Origin of the sequence: Paenibacillus agaridevorans (assembly GCF_003112455.1) — a bacterium.
Classification (GTDB): Bacteria; Bacillota; Bacilli; order Paenibacillales; family Paenibacillaceae; genus Pristimantibacillus; species Pristimantibacillus agaridevorans.
This window is the reverse complement of sequence record NZ_BDQX01000171.1, coordinates 228,426-250,464: the sequence shown is the minus strand read 5'-3', so window position 1 is coordinate 250,464 and position 22,039 is coordinate 228,426. Positions and strand designations below refer to the sequence as shown.

20 protein-coding genes are annotated in these 22,039 nt (G+C 53.7%); 18 read left to right on the top strand and 2 right to left on the bottom strand.

What is annotated here, in order from left to right; translation table 11 throughout:
* The 11 genes from PAT3040_RS16070 to PAT3040_RS16015 all read left to right on the top strand — a co-directional run.
* A partial coding sequence (locus tag PAT3040_RS16070; protein ID WP_181376652.1) for a M20/M25/M40 family metallo-hydrolase occupies positions 1 to 680 on the top strand: 680 nt, incomplete at its 5' end.
* 20 nt (positions 681 to 700) lie between these two features.
* Complete coding sequence (locus PAT3040_RS16065; RefSeq protein ID WP_108993548.1) at positions 701 to 1,105, top strand: RidA family protein; 405 nt, start codon at positions 701 to 703, stop codon at positions 1,103 to 1,105.
* Positions 1,102 to 1,839 (top strand): MBL fold metallo-hydrolase, encoded by a 738-nt coding sequence (locus PAT3040_RS16060; protein ID WP_108993547.1) that lies wholly within the window; start codon positions 1,102 to 1,104, stop codon positions 1,837 to 1,839. The genes PAT3040_RS16065 and PAT3040_RS16060 overlap by 4 nt, the downstream gene beginning before the upstream one ends.
* A 30-nt stretch (positions 1,840 to 1,869) precedes the next feature.
* Positions 1,870 to 3,009 (top strand): aminotransferase class V-fold PLP-dependent enzyme, encoded by a 1,140-nt coding sequence (locus PAT3040_RS16055; RefSeq protein ID WP_108993546.1) that lies wholly within the window; start codon positions 1,870 to 1,872, stop codon positions 3,007 to 3,009.
* Positions 3,006 to 4,049 (top strand): zinc-dependent alcohol dehydrogenase, encoded by a 1,044-nt coding sequence (locus PAT3040_RS16050; protein WP_258234997.1) that lies wholly within the window; start codon positions 3,006 to 3,008, stop codon positions 4,047 to 4,049. The genes PAT3040_RS16055 and PAT3040_RS16050 overlap by 4 nt, the downstream gene beginning before the upstream one ends.
* The gene (locus tag PAT3040_RS16045; RefSeq protein ID WP_108993545.1) at positions 4,046 to 5,080 is read left to right on the top strand and encodes a Gfo/Idh/MocA family protein; all 1,035 of its coding nucleotides are present in this window, start codon (positions 4,046 to 4,048) and stop codon (positions 5,078 to 5,080) included. The genes PAT3040_RS16050 and PAT3040_RS16045 overlap by 4 nt, the downstream gene beginning before the upstream one ends.
* Before the next feature lie 3 nt (positions 5,081 to 5,083).
* A complete protein-coding gene (locus tag PAT3040_RS16040) occupies positions 5,084 to 6,187 on the top strand; it encodes a Gfo/Idh/MocA family protein (RefSeq protein WP_258234996.1) in 1,104 nt (367 codons plus the stop codon).
* Positions 6,184 to 8,292 (top strand): alpha-amylase family protein, encoded by a 2,109-nt coding sequence (locus tag PAT3040_RS16035; protein WP_181376651.1) that lies wholly within the window; start codon positions 6,184 to 6,186, stop codon positions 8,290 to 8,292. Before PAT3040_RS16040 ends, PAT3040_RS16035 begins: the two co-directional genes overlap by 4 nt.
* Positions 8,289 to 9,116, top strand: coding sequence for a sugar phosphate isomerase/epimerase family protein (locus PAT3040_RS16030; RefSeq protein ID WP_108993543.1), 828 nt, complete (start codon positions 8,289 to 8,291; stop codon positions 9,114 to 9,116). The genes PAT3040_RS16035 and PAT3040_RS16030 overlap by 4 nt, the downstream gene beginning before the upstream one ends.
* A gap of 54 nt (positions 9,117 to 9,170) precedes the next feature.
* The gene (locus PAT3040_RS16025) at positions 9,171 to 10,070 is read left to right on the top strand and encodes a fumarylacetoacetate hydrolase family protein (RefSeq protein WP_108993542.1); all 900 of its coding nucleotides are present in this window, start codon (positions 9,171 to 9,173) and stop codon (positions 10,068 to 10,070) included.
* 215 nt (positions 10,071 to 10,285) lie between these two features.
* Positions 10,286 to 11,236, top strand: coding sequence for a sugar phosphate isomerase family (locus PAT3040_RS16015; RefSeq protein ID WP_087566384.1), 951 nt, complete (start codon positions 10,286 to 10,288; stop codon positions 11,234 to 11,236).
* 98 nt (positions 11,237 to 11,334) lie between these two features.
* On the opposite strand, the gene PAT3040_RS16010 is transcribed toward PAT3040_RS16015, so the two are convergent.
* The gene (locus tag PAT3040_RS16010) at positions 11,335 to 12,234 is read right to left on the bottom strand and encodes an AraC family transcriptional regulator (protein ID WP_087566383.1); all 900 of its coding nucleotides are present in this window, start codon (positions 12,232 to 12,234) and stop codon (positions 11,335 to 11,337) included.
* A 174-nt stretch (positions 12,235 to 12,408) separates the two neighbouring features.
* Here PAT3040_RS16010 and PAT3040_RS16005 point away from each other — a divergent pair, with 174 nt between their 5' ends.
* Positions 12,409 to 13,119, top strand: a complete 711-nt coding sequence (locus PAT3040_RS16005; protein WP_108993541.1) for a PIG-L deacetylase family protein — start codon at positions 12,409 to 12,411, stop codon at positions 13,117 to 13,119.
* A gap of 223 nt (positions 13,120 to 13,342) precedes the next feature.
* Positions 13,343 to 13,912, top strand: coding sequence for a Uma2 family endonuclease (locus PAT3040_RS16000; protein ID WP_108993540.1), 570 nt, complete (start codon positions 13,343 to 13,345; stop codon positions 13,910 to 13,912).
* A gap of 39 nt (positions 13,913 to 13,951) precedes the next feature.
* Here PAT3040_RS16000 and PAT3040_RS15995 read toward each other — a convergent pair whose 3' ends face one another.
* Positions 13,952 to 14,698, bottom strand: a complete 747-nt coding sequence (locus PAT3040_RS15995; RefSeq protein ID WP_108993539.1) for a glycoside hydrolase family 16 protein — start codon at positions 14,696 to 14,698, stop codon at positions 13,952 to 13,954.
* A gap of 147 nt (positions 14,699 to 14,845) precedes the next feature.
* On the opposite strand from PAT3040_RS15995, the gene PAT3040_RS15990 reads away from it, so the two are divergent.
* From PAT3040_RS15990 to PAT3040_RS15970, 5 genes are all read left to right on the top strand, one after another.
* Positions 14,846 to 15,766, top strand: coding sequence for an ABC transporter permease (locus PAT3040_RS15990; RefSeq protein ID WP_087566379.1), 921 nt, complete (start codon positions 14,846 to 14,848; stop codon positions 15,764 to 15,766).
* Positions 15,767 to 15,832: 66 nt separating this feature from the next.
* Positions 15,833 to 16,714, top strand: coding sequence for a carbohydrate ABC transporter permease (locus PAT3040_RS15985; RefSeq protein WP_108993538.1), 882 nt, complete (start codon positions 15,833 to 15,835; stop codon positions 16,712 to 16,714).
* An 86-nt stretch (positions 16,715 to 16,800) separates the two neighbouring features.
* Positions 16,801 to 18,465: an extracellular solute-binding protein gene (locus PAT3040_RS15980; RefSeq protein ID WP_181376650.1), complete on the top strand. Its 1,665-nt coding sequence runs from the start codon at positions 16,801 to 16,803 to the stop codon at positions 18,463 to 18,465.
* 91 nt (positions 18,466 to 18,556) lie between these two features.
* The gene (locus tag PAT3040_RS15975; RefSeq protein ID WP_108993536.1) at positions 18,557 to 20,395 is read left to right on the top strand and encodes a sensor histidine kinase; all 1,839 of its coding nucleotides are present in this window, start codon (positions 18,557 to 18,559) and stop codon (positions 20,393 to 20,395) included.
* Between the two features lie 3 nt (positions 20,396 to 20,398).
* Positions 20,399 to 21,970, top strand: coding sequence for a response regulator (locus PAT3040_RS15970; RefSeq protein WP_108993535.1), 1,572 nt, complete (start codon positions 20,399 to 20,401; stop codon positions 21,968 to 21,970).
* Positions 21,971 to 22,039: the final 69 nt, after the last annotated feature.

Below are 22,039 nucleotides of genomic sequence, written 5' to 3'. Positions count from 1 at the left end.
GATTGGCAGGCGCGGTTGTCGGCGAACCGACCGAACTGCGCGTCGTATCTGCAACTAAAGGCTGCGCACGCTTCGCGGTCGAGACCAGAGGCAAAGCCGCCCACAGCTCGATGCCCGAGGAAGGAGACAACGCCATATACCGGATGTTGGCGGTATTATCCTATATCCGCGATCGGGAGGCGCCGCGGCTTGAGGGGTTATCGCATCCTCTATGCGGTCGGGCATCGATCTCCGTCGGCACCATCGAGAGCGGCGGCCAGATCAATATCGTGCCCGAACGCTGCGAGATTCAAGTTGACCGGCGAATATTGCCCGGCGAGCAGCCGGACGTCGTGCGGGAGCAATTTAAGCAGGCGCTCGGCGCCGAGCTTCCTTCCGACACCGTATTCGAGGTTCGCGAGCTGCTGTCGGATTGGGCGCTCGATACGGACCCGCAGGCCGCGATCGTGAGGGAAGCCCTTCAGGTTGCCGGGAAGCTTCGACTCGCCACGGAAGCCGTAGGCGTACCTTATGGCACGGATGCAAGCAAGCTCCAGCAGCTTGGAGGCATACCAAGCATCGTCTTCGGACCCGGTTCGATTGCGCAAGCGCATTCCAAGCACGAATGGGTCGATCTTGAAGAAGTGATACAGGCGGCAGCATTTTACGCAACACTGGCAGGCGTTCAATCCGCCGAATGACAAAAGGGAGTGAAATCGAAATGCGCAAGCAAATCATCGTCACGGATAAGGCGCCGAAGCCAAGCGGCGCGTACGCTCAAGCCGTGAAGCTGGGGAATATGGTATATGTCTCGGGAACGTGCCCGTTCGATCTGGAGACGGGATCGGTCCTGGCACCCGGCGATGTGGCCAAGCAGACGGCCATTGTCCTTGATTATATGAAGGAAATCCTTGAGGAAGCGGGCTCATCGCTGGAACATGTTGTCAAAGTGACGGCCTTCCTGGACGATCTGGACGGATTCAAAGCCTACAACGAAGTTTATTCCGGTTATTTCGAGCACGAACCGCCGGCCAGAAGCACGGTCGAAATCGTCAAGTTCCCGCCTGGCATGACCGTCGAGATCGAGTGCATCGCCTACATTGACGAGGAGGAGACAGGACATTGAAGCTAAGGGAAGGTCTGTGGCTGGTCGGCAGCGGACAATTCGGTTTTGAGATGACGCATAGACTGGACTGCAACATCTACCTGATCGGCGACGGCGACGAATATGCGCTGATCGATGCCGGCGCCGGCGTGGATACGGAGCTGCTGTTGAGTTCCATAGCATCGACCGGCGTTCCCGCCTCCCGTATCCGCAAGCTGTTGTTGACTCACGCGCATGCCGATCATGCCGCGGGAGCGGCGGCTCTCCGGCAACGGCTCGATCTTTGGACGATCGCGTCGAAAGATGCCGGACCGTGGATCGAATCCGCCGACATCGACAGAACGAGTATCGGGGCAGCGGTGTTTGCAGGCGTCTACCCTCCGGATTATTTATACCCGCCTTGTCCGATCGACGAAACTGTAAGCGACGGGGATAACATTGAGGTTGGCGCGCTTTCGCTGAAGGTGATAGAGACGCCGGGACATGCCCGGGGACATATCAGCTTTGCTTTGGACGAAGGCGACGGCATGTCCTTGTTCGCGGGAGACGCCATATTTGCCGGCGGCAAAATCGTACTGCAGCAAATTTGGGATTGCGAGATTGAAGCTTATGCCCGAACGATAGCCAGGCTTAACGATCTGCGAATCAAACGTTTGTACCCGGGCCACGGTCCATTTCTGTTATCGGCGGCTGACCGGCATATCGCCAAAGCATACGACTGCTTCGAGAAGCTCGAGCTTCCCCCGAATTTATAATCCAGAATGAAATGCTAGGAGCGAGAGCAGATGGAATCATTAATAAGCAAAAAAATGTTCGAAAATATCGGCGATCGTGTGTGGTTCTACAACGGGGCGGAATCGCCGCCTCTCAAAGGGAGCGTTGACGCAGTCAGGCGCTATATGGAGCACCGAAGTTACGGTCCGGGCGGCAGAAGTTCGAATGCGGAGGTTGAGGATTCTTGCAAGTCGAATCTGGCGAAGATGCTTGGAGGCCAGCCCAATCAAATCGCGCTGCTGTCCAATTCGTCCGATGTCATCTCCATGATTGCAGGAGCTTTAGGTCTCAAGGCAGGCGACAACGTAGTTGTCAACAAGCTGGAGTTTCCTTCCGGCATTTTGCCTTGGCTGGTGCTTCAGGAGGCGGGCGTCGAAGTGAGGTTTGTAGATCATGTCAATTGGCGCGTGTCGCCGGAGGACATCCTGTCGCGTGTTGACGCAAGGACGCGAATTGTCGTCTCCAGCCATGTCAGCTATCTCTCGGGGGCGAAGCTGGACTATAAGGAACTGTATCGCGCGCTCAAACAGACGGATACGCTGCTGATGCTCGATGCGACCCAGTCGCTCGGCATTACGGCTGTCGATATCAATGAGACCGACTTTGTGGTCTGCAGCTCCTATAAGTGGCTGCTTGGCATACACGGTCTGGGCATTCTCGGCATTAATCCGGCACGGACGAGCGATTTTATGCCAAGAGCGGTCGGCTGGAGAGGCGTGACGGACATGTTTAGCCCCCTTCGCGACGGAAGCTATCGCTTTCAGCCGGATGCCAGACGATTCGAGACGGGATATCCGAGTTATCCTTGCGTATATGCGCTTGACTACTCGACCCGGCTGCTGCTTGACACGGGCATCCCGCTTATCGAAGATCATGTGCTCGGTCTTGGCACCGAGCTGATAAGCAAGCTGGAAGCGGCAGGCTACGAACTGATGACGCCGCGGGAACCCGAATTCCGCGCGGGCAATATATGTGTCGTCAGCGACCAGGGGGAGGAGATCTCCGCGGAGCTGGAGCGGCAAGGCATCTATCTGTGGGGCGGGGACGGCCGGTTTAGGGCGTCGGTCCATGCCTTTAACGACAGCGCCGATGTGGATCGGCTCATAGCCGGCTTGTCGGCGATCCATTCGAAAGGGGAGGCAATCTTATGATGAAAACGGCGGTATGGACGGCCCCCGAGAGTATCGTCATCGAAGAGAGATCCGTTCCCGAGCCTGGAACGGGAGAAGTGCGGCTGCGGGTAGAAGCGGTAGGAATTTGCGGCTCGGAGCTGGAAGGATATTTGGGCCATAACAGCTTGCGCGTGCCCCCGCTCGTTATGGGGCATGAAGCAAGCGGCGTTGTGGAAGCGGTTGGCCCGGGAACTGGACGGTATTCTGTCGGCCAGCGCGCGGTTATTAATCCGTTGCTGTTCTGCGGCAGCTGCCGCAGTTGCTTGAGCGGCTTGACGCAGCTTTGCGCCAAGCGGCAGATCATCGGCATTCACAGACCCGGCGCCTTCGCCGAATACGTTGTTGTGCCCGAATCGGCAATCGTGCCGATCTCGGACGGATTATCCGCCGAACGCGCCAGTTTGGCCGAACCGCTTGCTTGTTCGCTGCGCGCGGCGAGACGCGCGATGGAAAGGCATCCGTTCTCGGCCGTTGCCGTGCTTGGCGCGGGAGGGATCGGTATCCTGAGCGCGATGGTTGCTCGCATTTTGGGCGCTTCCGACGTTCTTGTCGCCGATACGAACGAGGAACGGCTCGCGATGGTGCGAGGCCTTGGCTTTAACCTGACCGCGAATCCGAAGACGGAATCGCTCGAAGATGCGGTGCGCCGCCATTTCGCCGAGAAAGGCATCGATGTGGTTATCGATGCCGCCGGATTCCAGCCGACGCGGGAGAGTGCCCTGCGATCCGTTAACCCGGGCGGGACGTTTATGAATATCGGTCTCGGCATCGATGAGACGCGACTGCCAATCAATCACTTGATCCGCAGTGAAATCGCTATTCTCGGTTCCTTCTGCTATACCGCCAGAGACTTTACTGATGCGGTTGATTTGCTTGAGCAGGGCAAGATCACGGAGGAAGGCTGGACCGAGATCTGCCGGCTCGAGGATGCGGACCGGGCGTTTAAGATGCTGGTCGGCGGCAAGGTAAGCAGCGGCAAAATTACGATGAAGCTTAACGAAAAGGGGGGGCTGGCATGAATAAGCTGCGCGTAGGCGTGATCGGTTTGGGCAGCTGGGGGATGTGCCACCTCGAAGCTTTCCGGTGTCTGCCGCAAGTCGAGATTGTCGCTGTATGCGACAATCGTCCAGAGAGACGGGAACTGGCAGAGCAGCGTTTCCCTCAGGCGGCTGTATACGCTTCGTACGAAGAGCTGTTGTCGAGAGACGACTTGGACCTCGTGAGCGTCGTTACCTATGAGAAAGAGCATCTGGCACCGACTCTGGCGGCGCTTGCATCCGGCAAACACGTCATCGTCGAGAAACCCGTCTCCACATTGCCGGAGGAGGCGCGCCGCATGTTCGATGCCGCGCGGATCGCAGGGAGACATGTGCTGCCGGGACATCTGCTGCGCTTCGATCCAAGGTACGCGGAGATTAAGCGCCGGATAACAGATGGCGGAGTTGGCAAGCCGGTCAGCATGTTCTTTAAGCGATCGCGGGAGCATTCGCTCTTCGAAACCTATAAGCGGACGCATACGGTCTACGAGCTGTCGGTTCACGACCTGGATTTGGCTATCTGGTATGCGGGAAGCCGCGTCGTCTCCGTTCGGGCGCAAGGCTGTTACATTGAAGGAGTCGAGGCGCCGGAGGTGTTGTGGTCGACGCTTGTCTTCGAAAACGGCGCGATAGCGGTTCTCCACAGCAATTGGATGACTCCGGATGCTGCGGGTATAGCGATTGTCGACCAGGTGGAGGTCATCGGAACAGAAGGCGTGGCGCATTTCGAGACGTCGGGATCAGGATTGCAGGTTTGGAACGACGGCGGAAGACGCACGACCGAGTTTGCCATCCATCACGAGTTCAACGGCAAAGTATATGGCGCCCTGCGCGATCAGCTCGGTTATATCGCTGACGGCTTGCTCGCGGGCGGACAGGGATTGGACTACCTGTCGTTCGACGATGCGATTCATGGCTCGGAGGTTGCCGCCGCTATCGTCGAAGCTTGCGCGACCGGACGGGAAGTTAGCGTTGCGGGAACGCCATCCGACTCCCAGTATAGGAGGGAATAGACCATGACCAACGGGCAAAGATTGCCGGAGAGCGGCAAGGATCATACCGCATCCACGATGGATGCGACCGGGACGAAGATATGGAAGGGGGCTCTGATCGGAATCGGGTTTATGGGCCGCGTTCACCTGGCGCAATACCAACGCCTGGAGCGCGAGGGAGCCCCGGTGCGTTTGCAAGCGATCTGCGATATCGATGCCCGCAAGTTCGACAACGTGTTTGTCGAAGGCAACCTTAATGAATCGTTCGAGCGCATCGACTTTTCGCCCTATCGCCTCTACACGGATATAGGAGAGCTGCTGGAGCGCGAGGAGCTTGATTTTGTGGATATCGCGCTGCCGACCGATTTGCATGCCGCAACGGCGATCCGGGCTATGGAGCGCGGTCTGCACGTGCTGTGCGAAAAACCGATGGCGCTAGGCGCGGACGAAGCGTCTGCCATGGCTCAGACGTCGGCGAGAACGGGCACAACGCTGATGGTAGCGCAGGTGCTGAGGTTCTGGCCCGCTTACGAGTATTTGAAAAATTGTACGGAGCAGCGCCGTTATGGAGATACGCTGGCAGCGACGTTTTTCCGCGGAGGAGATACTCCTGTCTGGTCGCATGACAACTGGATGCTTCGCGAAGCCCGTAGCGGCGGCAGCCTGCTCGACCAGCATGTGCACGACGTAGATTTGATCAATTGGCTGTACGGACAGCCGGAGAGCGTATCCTGCGTGGGCCGCAATGTGCTGCCGGGCAGCGGGTACGACATCGTCTCGACGCATTATCGTTACGCGGACGGCAAGGTTGTGCTTGCGCAGGATGACTGGACGTTAAAGGGGGCCTTCGGTTTCGAGATGAGCTACAGAGTCAATTTCGAACGGGGCTGCCTCGTTTTCGAGCATGGCATTCTTACCGATTATCCGGCCGAAGGAGAGGCGATCAAGCCCGAGCTGGATGAGGATGCCGGCTTTTACCGCGAGCTTCGTTACTTCGTCGAGATATTGTCTGCCGGAGACGAACCCGAGCGCTGCATGCCTGCGGATACTCTCGGCACGATCCGCATTGCCGAGGCGGAGCTTGCCTCCGCCAGAAAACAGGGAGAATGGGTGGCAGTATCATTATGAAGGAGCCCTGGTACCGAAGCAGTTATCGTCGCAACTTGATCGATATGCACATACCGGACGACGACATTCGTTTCATGGCGGATTTTGACGCCGGGCGTTATGTCGAGCTGTTAAAGACGGCTCGCGTCGATACGGCGATGGTGTACGCCTCTTCTTGTCTCGGACTGTGCTATTGGCCGACGCCGCACGGCAGGATGCATGCCGGCCTCGGTGAGATCGATCTTATCGGAGAGGTCACGGCAGCTTGCCGGGAAGCGGGAATCCGTACGGTGGTCTACATGAATTACTGGAATAAATGGGCCTACGACAACCACCCCGACTGGCGCTTTGTTTCGGCGGACGGCCTGAACACGGCGGAATATTTGTGGGACCGCGGACGCTTTGGCGTCTGCTGCTTCAATACGCCGTATGGCGAGCATCTCCGTTCGCAGATCGAAGATTTATGCCGCAATTATTCGTTCGACGGGCTGTGGATCGATATGATCCACTGGCCGTATTCTCCCTGCCATTGCGGAGCGTGCAAGGCAAGATATATGGCGGAGACGCAGCGCGAGATTCCGCGGACGGTTGATTGGAGCGACCCGGATTGGGTCGCATGGCAGCGTACGCGCGAGAGCTGGCTGGCCGATTATGCAGGCAGCCTGACGGAGCTCGCCAAGCGGGTTAAACCGGGAGTGACGGTGGGCCAGCAGAGTTCATCCTGGTCGGTTGGCTGGCAGAACGGGCTCACCGAAGCTTTCTTTCGACATACGGACTACTGCAGCGGCGATTTCTATGGAGACGCGCTGCTGCAAACCTTCACCTGCAAGGCGCTCGACAATCTGTCGGAGAACCGGCCTTTCGAGTTCATGACGTCTCGTTGTCCCGATCTGACCGAACATACAACGACCAAATCGAAAGCCTTGCTTCGCGCCCAGACCTTCTCCGCCATTTTAAACGGAGGCGCATTTTTGTTTATTGATGCGATCGACCCGACAGGCACGCTCGACGAACGCGTATATGAGACGATGGGCGAAATATACGGCGAGCTCGAGGCTTATGAGCCGTATCTGAATCCCGATGCTGTGCCAATCGCAGACGTGGCGCTTTACTTCAATTTCGAGTCGCTGTACGATCCGGCCGACAACGGCAAGCCCGTGCTTGACGGGTCGCTGGACAAACCCCTTATGAAGGCGGCGAAAAACGCGGCCCGGACCCTGATGAACGCCAACATTCCGTATACGGTCATCACGCGGCGCAACCTCGGTGAATTGGACCGTTTCGCCGTCGTCGTCTTGTGTGATCTGCCGGTTGCGGATGATGAAGAGATCGAGGCATTTGCCGCTTATGTTCATGGCGGGGGAGGGCTTTATGCGAGCGGAGCCGGAACCCTGCGACGCAAGGACGGAACCCTGCGCCCGGACTTCGGACTTGCCGCCGTCTTGGGAGTGTCGGATGAAGGTCAAACGGAGGAACCGATCACCTATATGGCTCCAGCGCCGGCATTCGAACACTGGATGCCCCGAAACGATGCAGCCCATCCCATGATGATTGCAGGACCGCAGCGTTTTGTACGGGTGACGACAGGGGAGATTGCGGCGACTTTGACGCTGGCTTATACGAACCCCAAGGACCCGAGCCGCTTTGCATCGGCTATCAGCAATCCGCCGGGCATCGCCACGGAACGTCCGTCGCTGGTGCTGAACGAATATGGCGCAGGCAGAGCCGCCTATTGCGCCGGAGGACTGGAGCAGATGACCTCCGATGATCATCGGCAGCTGTTTACGCAAGTACTGCGCCGTCTTGCCAACCGGGCATGGACCGCTTCTTCGGACGCCCCGCGGCCAGTCGAAGCCGTCTGGTACCGAGGTGGAGATTCTAACAGCCATACACTGCGAGTGCTTAATTATCAGGAATCTCTGCCGAATATCCCGGTCCGCAATATCGAATTCCGATTAAAATGGGAAGAATCGGCGGGTGCCCGAGTCCTTCTATTGCCGGGGGGAGAACGGCTGACGTCGTCGTATCGGGACGGCGAGCTTGTATTTACGCTGCCGGAACTGGAGACGTTCGCCATGGTGGCGATCGAAGAAGAGAACATGCTTGAGGAGGAATCGGCACTATGAATATCGGTGTAATTAATCAAATTCGCAATGGAGGCGATTGCTTCCGCCATGTAAAGGAATTCGGGCTTGACGTGTGCCAGTTGATGAGCTGGAACCCGAACGAAGCGACGCCGGAGCTGGCGAAGAGCGTCATCCGACACGCCGACGAAGCCGGAGTACGCATCTGCGCGGTATGGGCGGGCGTATCGGGACCAAGCGAGTGGAATTTCACCGGAGGACCGACGACGCTTGGACTTGTTCCGCCGCAATATCGCGAAATGCGAGTCAACGAATTGAAGCGCTGGGCCGACTTTGCCGCCATGATCGGCGCGCCTGCCATTATTACGCACTGCGGATTCATCCCGGAAAATATGACCGATCCGGAATATGAGCCGGTCGTGGGCGCGATTCGCGAGGTGGCGGAATATTGCCGGACGCTTGGACTGGAGTTCTGGTTCGAGACGGGTCAAGAGACGCCCGTCGTTCTGCTTCGAACCATTAAACGGGTAGGGACCGACAATCTGGGCATTAATTTCGATCCGGCGAATCTGGTCTTGTACGGCAAGGGCAACCCGCTTGATGCGCTTGACGTGATCGGCCCCTATGTTCGCAATGTGCATGTCAAGGACGGCTTCTATCCAACCGACGGCGAAGCGCTCGGTCGCGAGGTTCGCCCGGGCCAAGGCAAAGTGCGATTTCCCGAATTCGTCGCCAAGCTGGCGAGGAGCGGATTCGCAGGCGAATGGATTATTGAAAGGGAGATCGAGGGCGAAGAACAGGAGCGGGACATTCGCCAAACGATCGGCGATCTGAGGGCATGGCATGATTCGGCCCCATACTTATGAGCCAATCGCAAGTTAACGAAGGCCGATCAACATGAGAAAGAGGGGAAATGCGTCATGAAACTGTTGAATTACAACATCAACGGAGGTCTGAAACTCGGCATATCGACCCACGGGGGCGTGCTGGATATCGCAGCAGCCGCAGAGGCACTGTTACCTGGAACTACGGTACCGGATACGGCGTCCGAGGCTATTGAGGGCGGTACCCAAACAAGAGCCCTATTGGAATCACTGTTATCCAAGGCGTCTGCCGAAGATCGTCCCGAATGGTGGCTTAACGAAAAGGAACTGCTCCTTGGACCTTGCGTCGATTCGCCGAGCAAAATCATCTGTGTCGGTCTTAATTATCGACAGCACGCAATCGAGACGAATATGGACATCCCCGCGCACCCGGTCCTGTTTAACAAATTCGCCAACGCGCTGGCAGGCTGCGGGGAAGATATCCCTATGCCACCGGACAGCAAGATGATCGATTATGAGGCTGAATTGGCGATTGTGATCGGCAAGCGCGCCAAGAATGTATCCCGAGAGGACGCATTGGCTTACGTTTACGGATATTGTAATGCAAACGATCTTTCGGCAAGGGATTTTCAGCTTCGCACCTCCCAGTGGATGCTCGGCAAGAGCTGCGACAAATTTGCGCCGCTTGGCCCTTATTTGGTTACGTCCGATGAAGTCGGTGATCCTCAAGCATTGACCATCAAGTGCATCGTCAACGGGGAGATCCGCCAATCGTCAAATACGTCGGATATGATTTTCCGTTGTGACGAGATCGTCAGTTATATATCCCGCCACATGACACTCATGCCAGGCGATGTTATTTTAACCGGGACGCCCGAGGGCGTCATGATGGGATATCCGGAGGACCGCAGAATTTATCTGCAAGACGGCGACGTGGTCCAGGTGGAGATTGCCAAGCTGGGATCGATAACCAATCGTTTGATTGCGCATGCCTGATAAGGAATTTAATTAAAACAGGCCAATCGAAGTATGGTGAAAGTCGAAAAGGTACAGTCTCTCGTTTTTTGGAGAGCTGTACCTTTTATCCGAAATGCGGACTATTTGCAACGATTAACGGTCCTTTTGCTAAAGAATAATAGATTTGCAGGGGGTACACTGAAGAGGAATGATAGCAGTCTAAAAATCATTTATGAACGGGAGAGTGCTGAAAAATGAATTTCATGCTGACGGTCAAAGGCTCGATGCTGGACGGTTTCTACCCTGCGGGATGGGACATGGATAAAATCGACAGTTGTTGTTCGAACCCTCCAGAATCGATTGTTGAGCGGCAGCCCTTCTGGAATGAGAGATTTGTGCCGTTTTCTTGTTCCGACGTCGGCGAGCTTGATGTAAAAATGGGGCATGAGATTGCGGTTCAAATTCGCAAGAGCAAGGATCAGGGACGGAAAATCGCTTTTATTTTACCGGTTGGCCCAATGGGGATGTACAAATGGGCGGTCTACTTCCTAAAAGAATGGCAAGTAGATTGCAAGCATGTTTACGGGTTTAATATGGACGAATGGAGCGACGAAGAGGGAAGAACATTGCCGTCCGACAATCGGGGCTCTTTTCAATACGCAATGGAGCAAGCGTTCTACGGACCATTAGGCGAATACACCGTGCCTGAGGATCAGAGACATTTTGCGACTGCCGACATGCTGCCGACTTACGCGGAGAGAATTGCCGCTTTAAAGGCGGAAGGCGCTGAGCTCGTCACCGTATTTGGAATTGGCCGAATGATGCATATTGCCTTCTGGGAGCCGCATTTCGGCGGAGAGTTCAGCAATGATGCGGATTGGAGCCAAGCAACGCATAGAATTGCCGCACAGCTCCATCCCCTGACGATAGAACAAAATGCGATAACGAGCTTTAAAAGCCGGACAACGCTGGTGCCATGTCGGGCCAACACGATCGGACCGGGTTTATTCTTGCAATCCGACTATATCATTGGCGGCTGCGACGGGGCGCTGGGCCGAGGCATGCAATGGCAAGGGTTATCCCTGTGGACAACATTGCGCCATGGTCCGGACCGCTGGCTGCCATCGACATTTATGCCGACTTTACCGGGCAAGCTGTTTTTCTTAAAGGAGCTCGCCGGACCGCTTGAGGCCGATGTGAACTAAAAAAATCGAAGCAGGTCCTTGAACAACCCATAGATGACACGGATTTCAAGGGCCTGCTATACGTACACCATTCGCAATGCGTTAGCGTGGTTTTTGGATCACATCTTGGCGATAACCGTTTTCGCATATTCCGATGGGGACATGCCCGTGAATAGCTTGAAATGTCTCGAAAAGGTATGAACGCTGCTGTAGTGGAGGAGCTCGGATATTTCAGTAAAATTGTGGCGCTGCTCGCGAATCATTTGTTTGGCTTGATCGATCTTAAGTTTACGATAATGTTTCATGATGCTTTGTCCGGTTTGCGCTTTAAAGATCGTAAGCGCGTGACTCTTGCTTAAGTTAAACGTTTTATAAACTTGTTCAAGCCGAATTTCATCGAACACATGCCGCTCCATATAGTCGCACATTCGCTGTGCCAGCTCGGCTTCGCTTCGTTGTTTTGTCGTTCCCGACAACCGCTGCTCCTGTTTGGTCCGATCGTCATGCTCCCGCAAGCTGATCAGCAACATCTCCAAATAGAGTTTAATCAACTGCTCTGAACCGATTGGCGCATTTGGCCGTCTGTTCAGCGTATGATTTCGCGGATCGTCGAACGGGGGATAAAAAGCGGCAAAGCCGTTTTTAATAATTTGCGCCAGCATTTCCCGCTGACGGGTGTCCAGATTAAAAATTTTATTTTCAAAAAAAGCGATTTCCTTCGAGTGGCATACAAACGAAATAATAATGACGTTTGGCGCTATCTTTCTGTTGGCCCAAACGCCATGAAATTCGTTCGGTTTATGGAAGATGACATCACCCTGCTGCAGGCAGTATCCCTCCATATCGGCAAACACGTCGATCTCGCCCTTGTCTACATACACAAACTCCCAAAAGTCATGTTTCTCTCCTTCGAATTTAAAATTCTTTGAGAATTCGAAATAATGCAGAGATATAATGTCTTTCACTGTAAAAGACTCTTGAAGCCTGGTTCGCACGAAAGGGTCAGTTGCAGCTGACATGGGATTATGACCTCCGTTGACGTTCAATCTATCGTTCTATTATAACATGCTTAAGAGTGGACTAAATGCAACTTTTAAAGGTCTTTTTGCTAAAGAATAATAGATTTGCCGGGAGTACACTGGAGTAGGAGTTGCTGAAGCAGCATTTAGAATCAATCTACGGGAGGGAATAAGATGAACGTATTGGCAGTAGGTTGTCATCCGGATGATCTGGAGATCGGCTGTGGAGGCACATTGGCGAAGTTGTCGTCGCAAGGTCATAAGGTAACGATGGTTCATGTGGCCAATGGGGATAAAGGGCATAAGGTGATTCCCCAGGACGAGTTAATTGCGATTCGACGACTGGAAGCGCAAGCGGCAGGTTCCTTGATCGGAGCCGAAGTGATTAGCTTGAATGTGCCGGATTTGTTGGTCAAGGCGGATCATGACGAGCTGATTTTGAAGCTGGTCAAAGTGATTCGCGAGACGAAGCCGGATTATATCATTACACATCCGCCCGAAGACTATATGAAGGATCATATGGAGGTTTCCAAAGCGGTGTTCGATGCCAGCTTTTCGGCGACGGTTCCTCATTACAACAACGAAGAAGGACATGATATCCATCATAAAGTAGCGCCCATCTTTTATATGGATACATTGGCCGGAGTCGGCTTTCTGCCGACAGAATATGTGGATATCTCCGATCATATCGACGTTAAGATCGAGATGAACAACAAACATCAGAGCCAGATCAAATGGCTGTACGAACATGACGGAATCGATTTTTTGGATTTTGTAAGAACCGTATCCAAGTTTCGCGGACTACAATGCGGCAAGGCTTATGCGGAAGGCTTCACGAAGTGTCAGGCTTGGCCAAGATTGTCCGCTGAAAGGCTTCTGCCGTAAGAAAGTTGTTAAAGTCATACAACATCAACTTGGAATCAGCTATAACGGCGAATTGTATTTAACTGAAAACAGTGTGAGACGGAAGCCTTTGAAATCAATGATTTCGAGGGCTTTCTGTGATGTTTCGCACCCGATAGTTGCCAACTGGAACCAGTTCACTCTATTTGATTATCATGCTGGAATGATATAATAAATTTAGAATGAATGCGAGGAGGTCAATTGCATGACCAAAGGCAAACCGCATGATCTTACAGCCAAGGTTAAGGAACAGCGGGAAATCTATGATACGTCCGAGAGGTATGAGATCATTGAGGGAATCCGATACGAGTTTCTATCGTCCCCCAAATACGTTCACCAAAAGATTTTAACAAATTTTTATCTTGCTTTTCACGCTCCTTGTAGTCAAGACGGGGAAATCCTGCTCGCCCCAATGGACGTTCATTTCGACGATGAGAATATTGTCCAGCCAGATATCATTTTTATTGCCAATGAGAACCTTCACATTATTCGGGACGGATTTGTGTTCGGAGTTCCCGATCTGCTTGTAGAAATTCTGTCAGATAGTACGGGACGCAGAGATAAAACGATAAAAAAATCACTTTATGAGAAACACGGTGTTAAAGAATACTGGCTTGCCGATCCAATCTATCGTACGGTAGACCAATTTGTGCTGGAGAGCGGCAAGTACCGGTTGGAAGCAACGTTAATCGAAACGGACACTCTTCATTCGCATGCGGTTCCTTGTCTTGTCATCGACCTTGGAGCTATTTTCCCGGAAGACTATCGGCAATAAAGATTTGTCCGTTTTTCATTTAGCTGCTCCTCATCCTTCTCATTGATACACCCAAATCCCCGCCACCGTCATAACCGCAGGCAACGCGCCTTCGTCCACCGCAACATTGTCGTACCACCCGCCTACAGCGAGGTTCAGCACGGGATAGAAGGGTTGGTCGAACGGCATGACGCCCGCCTCCATGGCGCGTTCGGCATAACAATGGCCGTCTACGAGCCAGCGGATAGAACGTTCATCCCACTCCAAAACGTAGTCGTGGAACTCCGCGATCGAACCCTTGTCGAATGTATAAGAAAATTCGTCGAGACGCTTGTGATCCCAGTCCTTGCCGTAATGAAGCGTGCCTGACACTTGTTGGGGCAGCCGACCCCTGGCTTCTATAATGTCGATCTCGCCGGAAGCCGGCCAAGGACCGTAGGCCTGATCTTGCGGCAGAAGCCAGATGGCGGGCCACAATCCTTGTCCGACCGGCAGTCTAGCACGCGCGACGAGCTTGCCGTAACGGAAGGAGAAGTGATCCTTCGTATCGATTCGGGCGGATGTATAGGCGAAGGTTCGACCGTCCGAACTCTCAATCGTCTCGCGGCGCGCGCACAGATTCAGCCCTTCTTCGTCGATGTACAGATTCCCGGCGTGTCCCGTGTAGTATTGCCCTTCCCCGTTGCCCCAACCCGGCATTACGGCGTTGCCCTCATTGTCCAGCAGGTCGTTGCCGAGGCGAATATTCCAATCGCTCAGATCCGGGCCTCCCCCCGCAAAATCTTGCTGCCATATCAGCTTGTTCATCGTAAGAAATCCTCCCCTCGAATATTCTCAGCATACTCCATTCCCGCGCAAGATCAACGGAACCTAAAAAAATGGGATAGGGTCAAAAACGGTGGTCTTTTTTTTGCATGCCGAAATGCTTACGATGAAATGGAAGGGGGCAGCAATGTGATCCAATCCAAAACCGGTCAAATGAAAACGTTTTTAAAGCAGTGGCAGCTGCAAAGCATGGTGATCCCGGGCATCGTCTGGATGTTGATTTTCTGTTACATCCCCATGTTCTGGCTTATTATCGGATTTATGGACTACAGTATCGCTAAGCCTATGCTCCAGTCGCCGTTCGTAGGTCTCAAGCACTTCGAGGATTTCGTGACGGACGAGAGATTCTGGCGTTCCATCCGCAATACGCTTGGCATGAGCAGCATCAAGCTGGTGCTCGGCTTCTCGATTCCGATCGTATTTGCCTTGCTGCTCAATGAAATTCGAAGCCTTCGATTTAAACGAACGGTCCAAACGATCTCCTACTTGCCGCATTTTATCGCATGGACGATATTCGGCGGCATTATGCTGAACTGGCTGGGCGAAGGCGGCGTCATCAATCAACTGTTTATGGGACTCGGCATTCAGGAACGAGAGATTTTGTATAACAGCGACCCGAAGTACTTCTGGTGGATTACCTTTTTCTCCGACACGCTAAAGGAAACCGGCTGGAGCGCGATTATTTACATCGCGGCCATTGCGGGCATCGACCCTGCGCTGTACGAAGCCGCGGAGCTGGACGGCGCGAACCGCTGGCAGCGCATGTGGCATATTACGATCCAGAGCATACGACCGACCATCGCGATCCTGTTTATTCTCGCCGTTGCGGGCATTCTCGGCAGCAACTTCGATCAGATCTTTATGCTAAAAAACAATATGAACATGAAGATGGCGGAAAGTCTGGATTTGTACATCTACAACATGGGACTGGTATCCGGACGACATTCCTTTTCGACGGCCGTCTTGTTTGCCCGTTCCATCGTGGCGCTGGGGCTGCTGTTCCTGGCGAACTACTCATCCAAAAAACTAACCGGCGACAGCATCTTTTAGAAATGTAGTTCAAAAAGTCCGCTAACCGAACTTTTTGAACATGAATTTTAAATTGGAGGCAGTACCATGAACACTAGAAGAATACGCCGTTTCGGCATGTTCGAGGTCGTTAATACCGTGCTGATGATAGCGGTATGTTTCATTACGCTGTATCCCATGTGGTTCGTGTTCGCCAACTCGCTGAATTCGCCCGAGCACGCCACGCTGGGCACGGTCAACTGGATTCCGAAAGCGATATCGTTCGACAGCTACCGAGTCGTATTCAGCAATGAAAATATGATGAACGGCTTCTATATCACGACCATGCGGACCGTCATAGGGACAGCCGCCCATGTGCTCTTTACCGCTATCGTGGCGTATGGCTTAAGCAAGACCAACTTGATTGGCCGCAAGATTTATATGAAGATCGCTCTGATCACCATGCTGTTCTCGGGCGGACTGATTCCGACCTTCATTTTGATGACGAAGCTGGGCTTGTACGACAACTTCTGGGTATTTATCATTCCCGCGATGTACACGTTTTTTAACATGGTCATCTTCATGAGCTTCTTCCGCACGATTCCCGACAGTTTGGAGGAATCCGCGAAGGTGGACGGCGCTTCCGATTACGGCGTATTGTTCCGCATCGTGATGCCGAACAGCATGGCGGTTATAGCGACCATCTCGCTTTTCTCCGCAGTCTATCACTGGAACGACTATTATCAGGGCGTCATCTATATTCGAACGCAGGAGCTTCTGCCGCTGCAGACCATGTTGTTCAAAATCATCGCGGAAAACTCCATGTCCTTCATGCAGCAGCAAGCGATGGCGCAATTCGGCGCCAGGCTGCCGGGCAATTCGATCAAGTTCGCTTCGATGATGGTGGCCACTTTGCCGATACTATTGTTTTATCCGTTCATCCAGCGCTATCTGGTCAAGGGCGTCATGATCGGAGCTATCAAAGGGTAAGTGCCGTGCGTCTGTCCATGCTTGGATTCAGGGGGCGTATGGATCAAATAAAATATACAGATGACAGAAGAAGGGATGATCAGAAGATGAACAAAAGCACCATAAGAAAAAGCACGGCCCTGGTATTGTCCGCGCTTATGCTGGGCCTGGCCGCCTGCACGAACTCCGGGAACGATCCCGCGCCGACTTCACAGCCGGATTCCAGCACGCAGCCGGAGGCTACTCCCGCGGAGACGGCGCTGAACCCCGACGAACCCGCATGGAGGCTGGACACGAGCCCGGTCGAATTAAGTTGGTTCGTAGGCGCGTCCTGGTATCCGCATAGCTGGGGAGAGAGCTTGAATTCCAAGTATATTACCGAGAAAACAGGCGTTAAAGTCAATATCGAGGTTCCGTCGGGCGATGCAAACGAACATATTACACTCATGATGACTTCCGGCAAGCTGCCTGACCTCATCAGCATGGGATCATGGGAAACTGCCGTCAAAAAGCTGTGGGAAGGCGATCATGTCTATGCTTTAAACGAGCTGGCGGATCAATACGATCCATACTTTTTTAAGGTGGCCGGCGATGGCGCGCTCAAGTGGTACCGTCAAGCGAACGGCAACACGTATGGCATTCCGAATGATTCCTACAGCCCTAATCTGATGCACGAGACCGGCATGACGGCCGCGAACCAAACGTTCCTGGTGCGCAAAGATCTCTATGAGGAAATGGGCAAGCCGGATCTGTCTACGCCCGATGGTTTCCTTGGCGCGCTTCAAACGATCAAGGATCAATACTCCGAGTACAAAGGCCAGGCCATCAGTCCTTTCTTCGCGCAAGGCAATGTTCCTTATGGCATGACGGAATATTTGCAGAACCTGTTGGCCGTTCCGCATGAGAAAGATGGCAAAGTCTACGATCGGATAACCGATCCCGATTACGTGAACTGGCTTAAAACGTTCCGCACCGCTTACGAGCGCGGACTCATCAACGTCGATTTCCTCGTGGACTCCGATACGCAGGTGGAGGAGAAAACGAACAACGCCCGCTATTTTATGATGGTTCGCGAATGGAACGGCATGGCGGCCGTAAACCCGATGCTGGCCGCAAGCGCCAACCCGGATTCTTATTATATTGCCGTAGACGGACCGCAGAACAGCAAAGGCGACAGCGCGAAGCTGTTCCCCGGCAATATGGACGGCTGGATGGTTACGATGATCAGCAAATCCGTCAAAAATCCCGAACGCGCCATCCGCTTCCTGACGTACTTGGCCAGCGAAGAAGGACAATTGGACCTGTTCCTCGGCAAAGAAGGCGAAACATGGGATTCCACAAGCGGCAAGCCGCAATTAAAGCCGGAGCTGGTCGAGCTGCTTAGCTCCGATATCGAGAAGCTGGAGAAGGAATACGGCGTGATGGATACGTACTGGATGATGCGCAACCCCGTCATTATTAACCAATGGAGACCGGAGAAGTCGCCCGTCATTAAGCAAATGGAGGACTTCGCAAACGCCCAGGCCGATATTGACAGCGGTATCTACAAGGGGCTGGATCCGCTCGGCGATTCCGAAGTTGCGGTGGCTTGGTCTCGCATCGCCCAAAACTGGGAGGAGGTCCTTCCTGAGCTGATTACGGCCAAGGACAATACCGCTTTCGATAAAATATTCGAAAGCTTCCTGTCCCGCCGCGACAGCTACGGCTTCGCGCAGGTCATGGAGCATCGCCAAGCGGAGCTGGATGCGAGAAAAGCGAAGATGGCGGAATAAGGGTTCCTATTTATTGCCGGCTGCCGGGGAGGCAGCCGGTATTCCCCGCTTTCCAACTATGATATATTACTGAGGTGGGGAGGACATCCAAATGAAGGCCGTAAGCATAAAAATAAGGAAAATCTATCGCAATTCCAGCATCTCGCAAAAGCTGTTTCTGGCGTTCAGCGTCATGATCGCCATACCGGCGATTGTCGTATCTTTTTTATTTATCCGCGTGCAGGAATCGCAGTTATACAAGGAAGCGATGTCCGCCGGTAACGGCCATGTCTCACGGATGAGCGAACAGCTGCGGTCCAGAATGGGCATACTTGAAAACGCTTCCTCTACCGCGCTTACGCAGAAGTCTTTTATCGATTTTATCCATTCCAACATGCTCGGGGACGGACTTCGTCTTGTAAAATTCAGGCAGAATCAGTTCGAGCAGATGCATAATATTATCCAGAGTAACGAAATGATCAGCGAGCTCAGCTTTTACGTCGACAATCCGAACGTGCATGAAATTTGGCCGGAAATCTATCATTACGACAAGTTCTGGCCGCAGCAATACTGGACCCGGCTTCGTGATGAGGGAGGATCCTCTTACCAATTGTTTGCCTTTAAGGACGGCGAGCACACATTATCCTATTATCGCCTTGTTCGTCTGCAGGGTCAGGGCGGAAAACGTCCTACAATAATGGAAATTCGGTCGGAGCATCGCGTTTTTTTTGAAGGAATGCTAGAGGAGACGGGGGGAGACTTTTTTTCCGTAGTCATGGACGGAAGAGATCCCGGTCGCTTCGTCTACAATCCTCAGCATAAATTTTCGCTCCAAGCCGGTGATGAGCTGGGCGACATCCTGGGCGGTATTCATCGGCAGCTGGACGTTCTGCAGAGTCAGGAGCCCATCAAGGTTTATGTCGGCGACCATGCCTATTACGCCTTATATCGTTATATCGCACCGCTCAATGCCTATGTCGTGGATATTGCCTCGCATCAGGATCTGATGAAAGGACCTCGCAACTGGTATTTTCTTGTGGTGGCGGTAACGCTGCTCGTCCTGCTGCTTATGCTGCTGCTCGTATCTCATACGACGAGGCGTATTTTCCGCCGGATGGACCGGGTGCTGATCTCCATGCGCAAGGTTCGCAGGGGACAGTTGGACGCGAAGATCGATCTGGGCCTCGCTGCCGGAGATACCGGCGACGAGATCGACGAGATGGCCATCAGCTATAATAATATGCTGGACGAGATCAAGCAGTTGATGACCCAGGTCGTCGACAAGCAGCTGATTGCCAAAAACGCGCAGCTTCACTCCTTGCATTCGCAGATCAACTCGCATTTTTTGTACAACGCGCTGGAGTCCATTCGGATGCTGGCAGAGGTGCGGCGGGAACCCGCGATCGCAGACGCCCTGGTATCATTGGGATCGCTCATGCGTTACAGCATGATGTGGCGCAATGATACGGTGGCCTTAAGCGAGGAGCTTGCCAATATCCAAAGCTACGTCGGGTTTATCAACTTCATGGAGGGCGGAAGCATCGCGCTGTTATCCGACATTCCAAATGAGCTGACGCGGTATGCCATTCCCAAGATGTGCATGCAGCCTATCGTCGAAAACGCCGTGCATCATGGAGCTCCGAGAGGGGGCAGCTTGACCATCGAGATCAGCGCCCGGGTGGAGAACGACAGCATGCTGGTCATTCGGATTCGGGATGATGGAGGCGGAGTCGATCCGGACATACTGGCGGGCTTGCAGGCTGTACTGGAGGGCGAATCGGATACGCCTATCGTTGCAAGCAAGAATGGTCTTGGTCTCGAGAACGTGCACAAACGGCTGCAGCTTCATTACGGCCGGGGCAGCGGCCTCCGGATCGACAGCGAGCAAGGGGCTTACACCTGCGTCACGATTACATTGCCTTGGGCAAACGCCAATCTTGGAGGGTGGTAACCGATGATCTCTATTTTGATCGTGGATGATCAAAAGCATATACGCGACGGTCTGCAAGCCATGCTGAGCCAATTCCCTCTTGGCCTGGAGCAAATTTTTACCGCTGGCAACGGATTGGAGGCGTTGCAGTTGCTGCGCGAACACAGCATTGGGCTCGTCATTACGGATATCCGGATGCCGGATATGGACGGTCTTACGCTGATGGAGCAATGCAAGGAGGAACGGATTCGGGCCGATTTCCTCATCATTAGCGGATATAGCGACTTCGCCTATGCGCAGAAAGCAATCGGGCTGGGTGCCAAAGGATATTTGCTGAAGCCCGTGAAACGAGAGGATCTGCAGAAGTCGGTAGAGCATGTGCTGCAGGAGGTTTCGACAAGGCAAGCTCTCTCCCGCAATATGAGGCAAGTATCCAGACGGGCCAGAGAGACGGATCGCAAGGAGTTGTATATGTTCATGCAAGGGGCGGTCTATGATGACAGCTGGATAGCCGAGACGGAGGAGCAGAACTCGGAGCTCTGGCGGCAATACCGGCTGTGTCTGCTGCGAGAGGAGCTCTGGATAAACCAGCCGGGAGCCGTCAGCGCCCATGGTATGGAGTCCATTGCGTACGGCGTATATGGCAAGCGAGGGTGTTTGCCTTTGCAGCATCGTCCGCATCTGATTCTCGCGGTTGACGCGGGCATCGAACCCGGAGCGTTGGCAGCTGCGCTTAAGGGCGGAGGCATCGATGCCGTTGCCGTGATGACGGGACCGCGGCAAGGGTTGAAGGAGCTGCCGGATAGTTATTCGGCGCTTATGGAGCTGCATCGCCACAGCTATCTGTTCCCGGACAAACGTTGTCTGACGCCGGCTCATATCGAGGGATTGGAGCAGCATTGGCAGCTGCCGTACGAAGAGATTTATGCCTTATTCCAACTTGTCGGCACAAAAAACAGCGGCCAAATCGCCGACGGCATATCCGGATTATTCCACAAGAGCGTCTTGCAGCGTTACCACATTCGTTACACGCAGCAGCTATGCCGCGCCATGGTGGAGATGTTGGACGAATACGAGCGCGTCATCCGTCCCTACCTGGGGGAGGAGGCGCTGGATATCGATTGTCTGCGCAATCTGTTCGACTATCCCGGCATCCGCGATTATATCGGGGCGCTCCAGCAGCAGCTGCTTCGGCTCAACCAGTTTTATTACGAATTCAAGTGCAGCTACCGCAATACGCAGGATCTTAACGAAGCTATTCGTTACATTCACGAGAACTACCATAAGCCGCTGGATCTCGCGATGGTATCCAATCACGTGTCCTTGAATTACGCTTATTTTTCGAATCTGTTCAAGAAAAACGTGGGCAAAGGGTTCGCGGAGTATCTCCGCGACGTTCGTCTGGATAAAGCGCGGCGGCTGCTCGCCGATACCGAACTCAAAATCGTCGAGGTGGCCGACATGGTGGGCTACGAAAGCTATAAAAGCTTTACAAGGACGTTCCGCGACGTGATGGGCATGCAGCCAACGGAATACCGGCAGCAGATCCGGCGGAAGCAGGGAAAGGAAGAAGAGTTTCGGGATACGGCGCTGTGACGAGCCACGAAGAAGGCGCGCAATCGGCTAATGAATAAATAACAGATCGGTCAAACAGCGACATGTTGG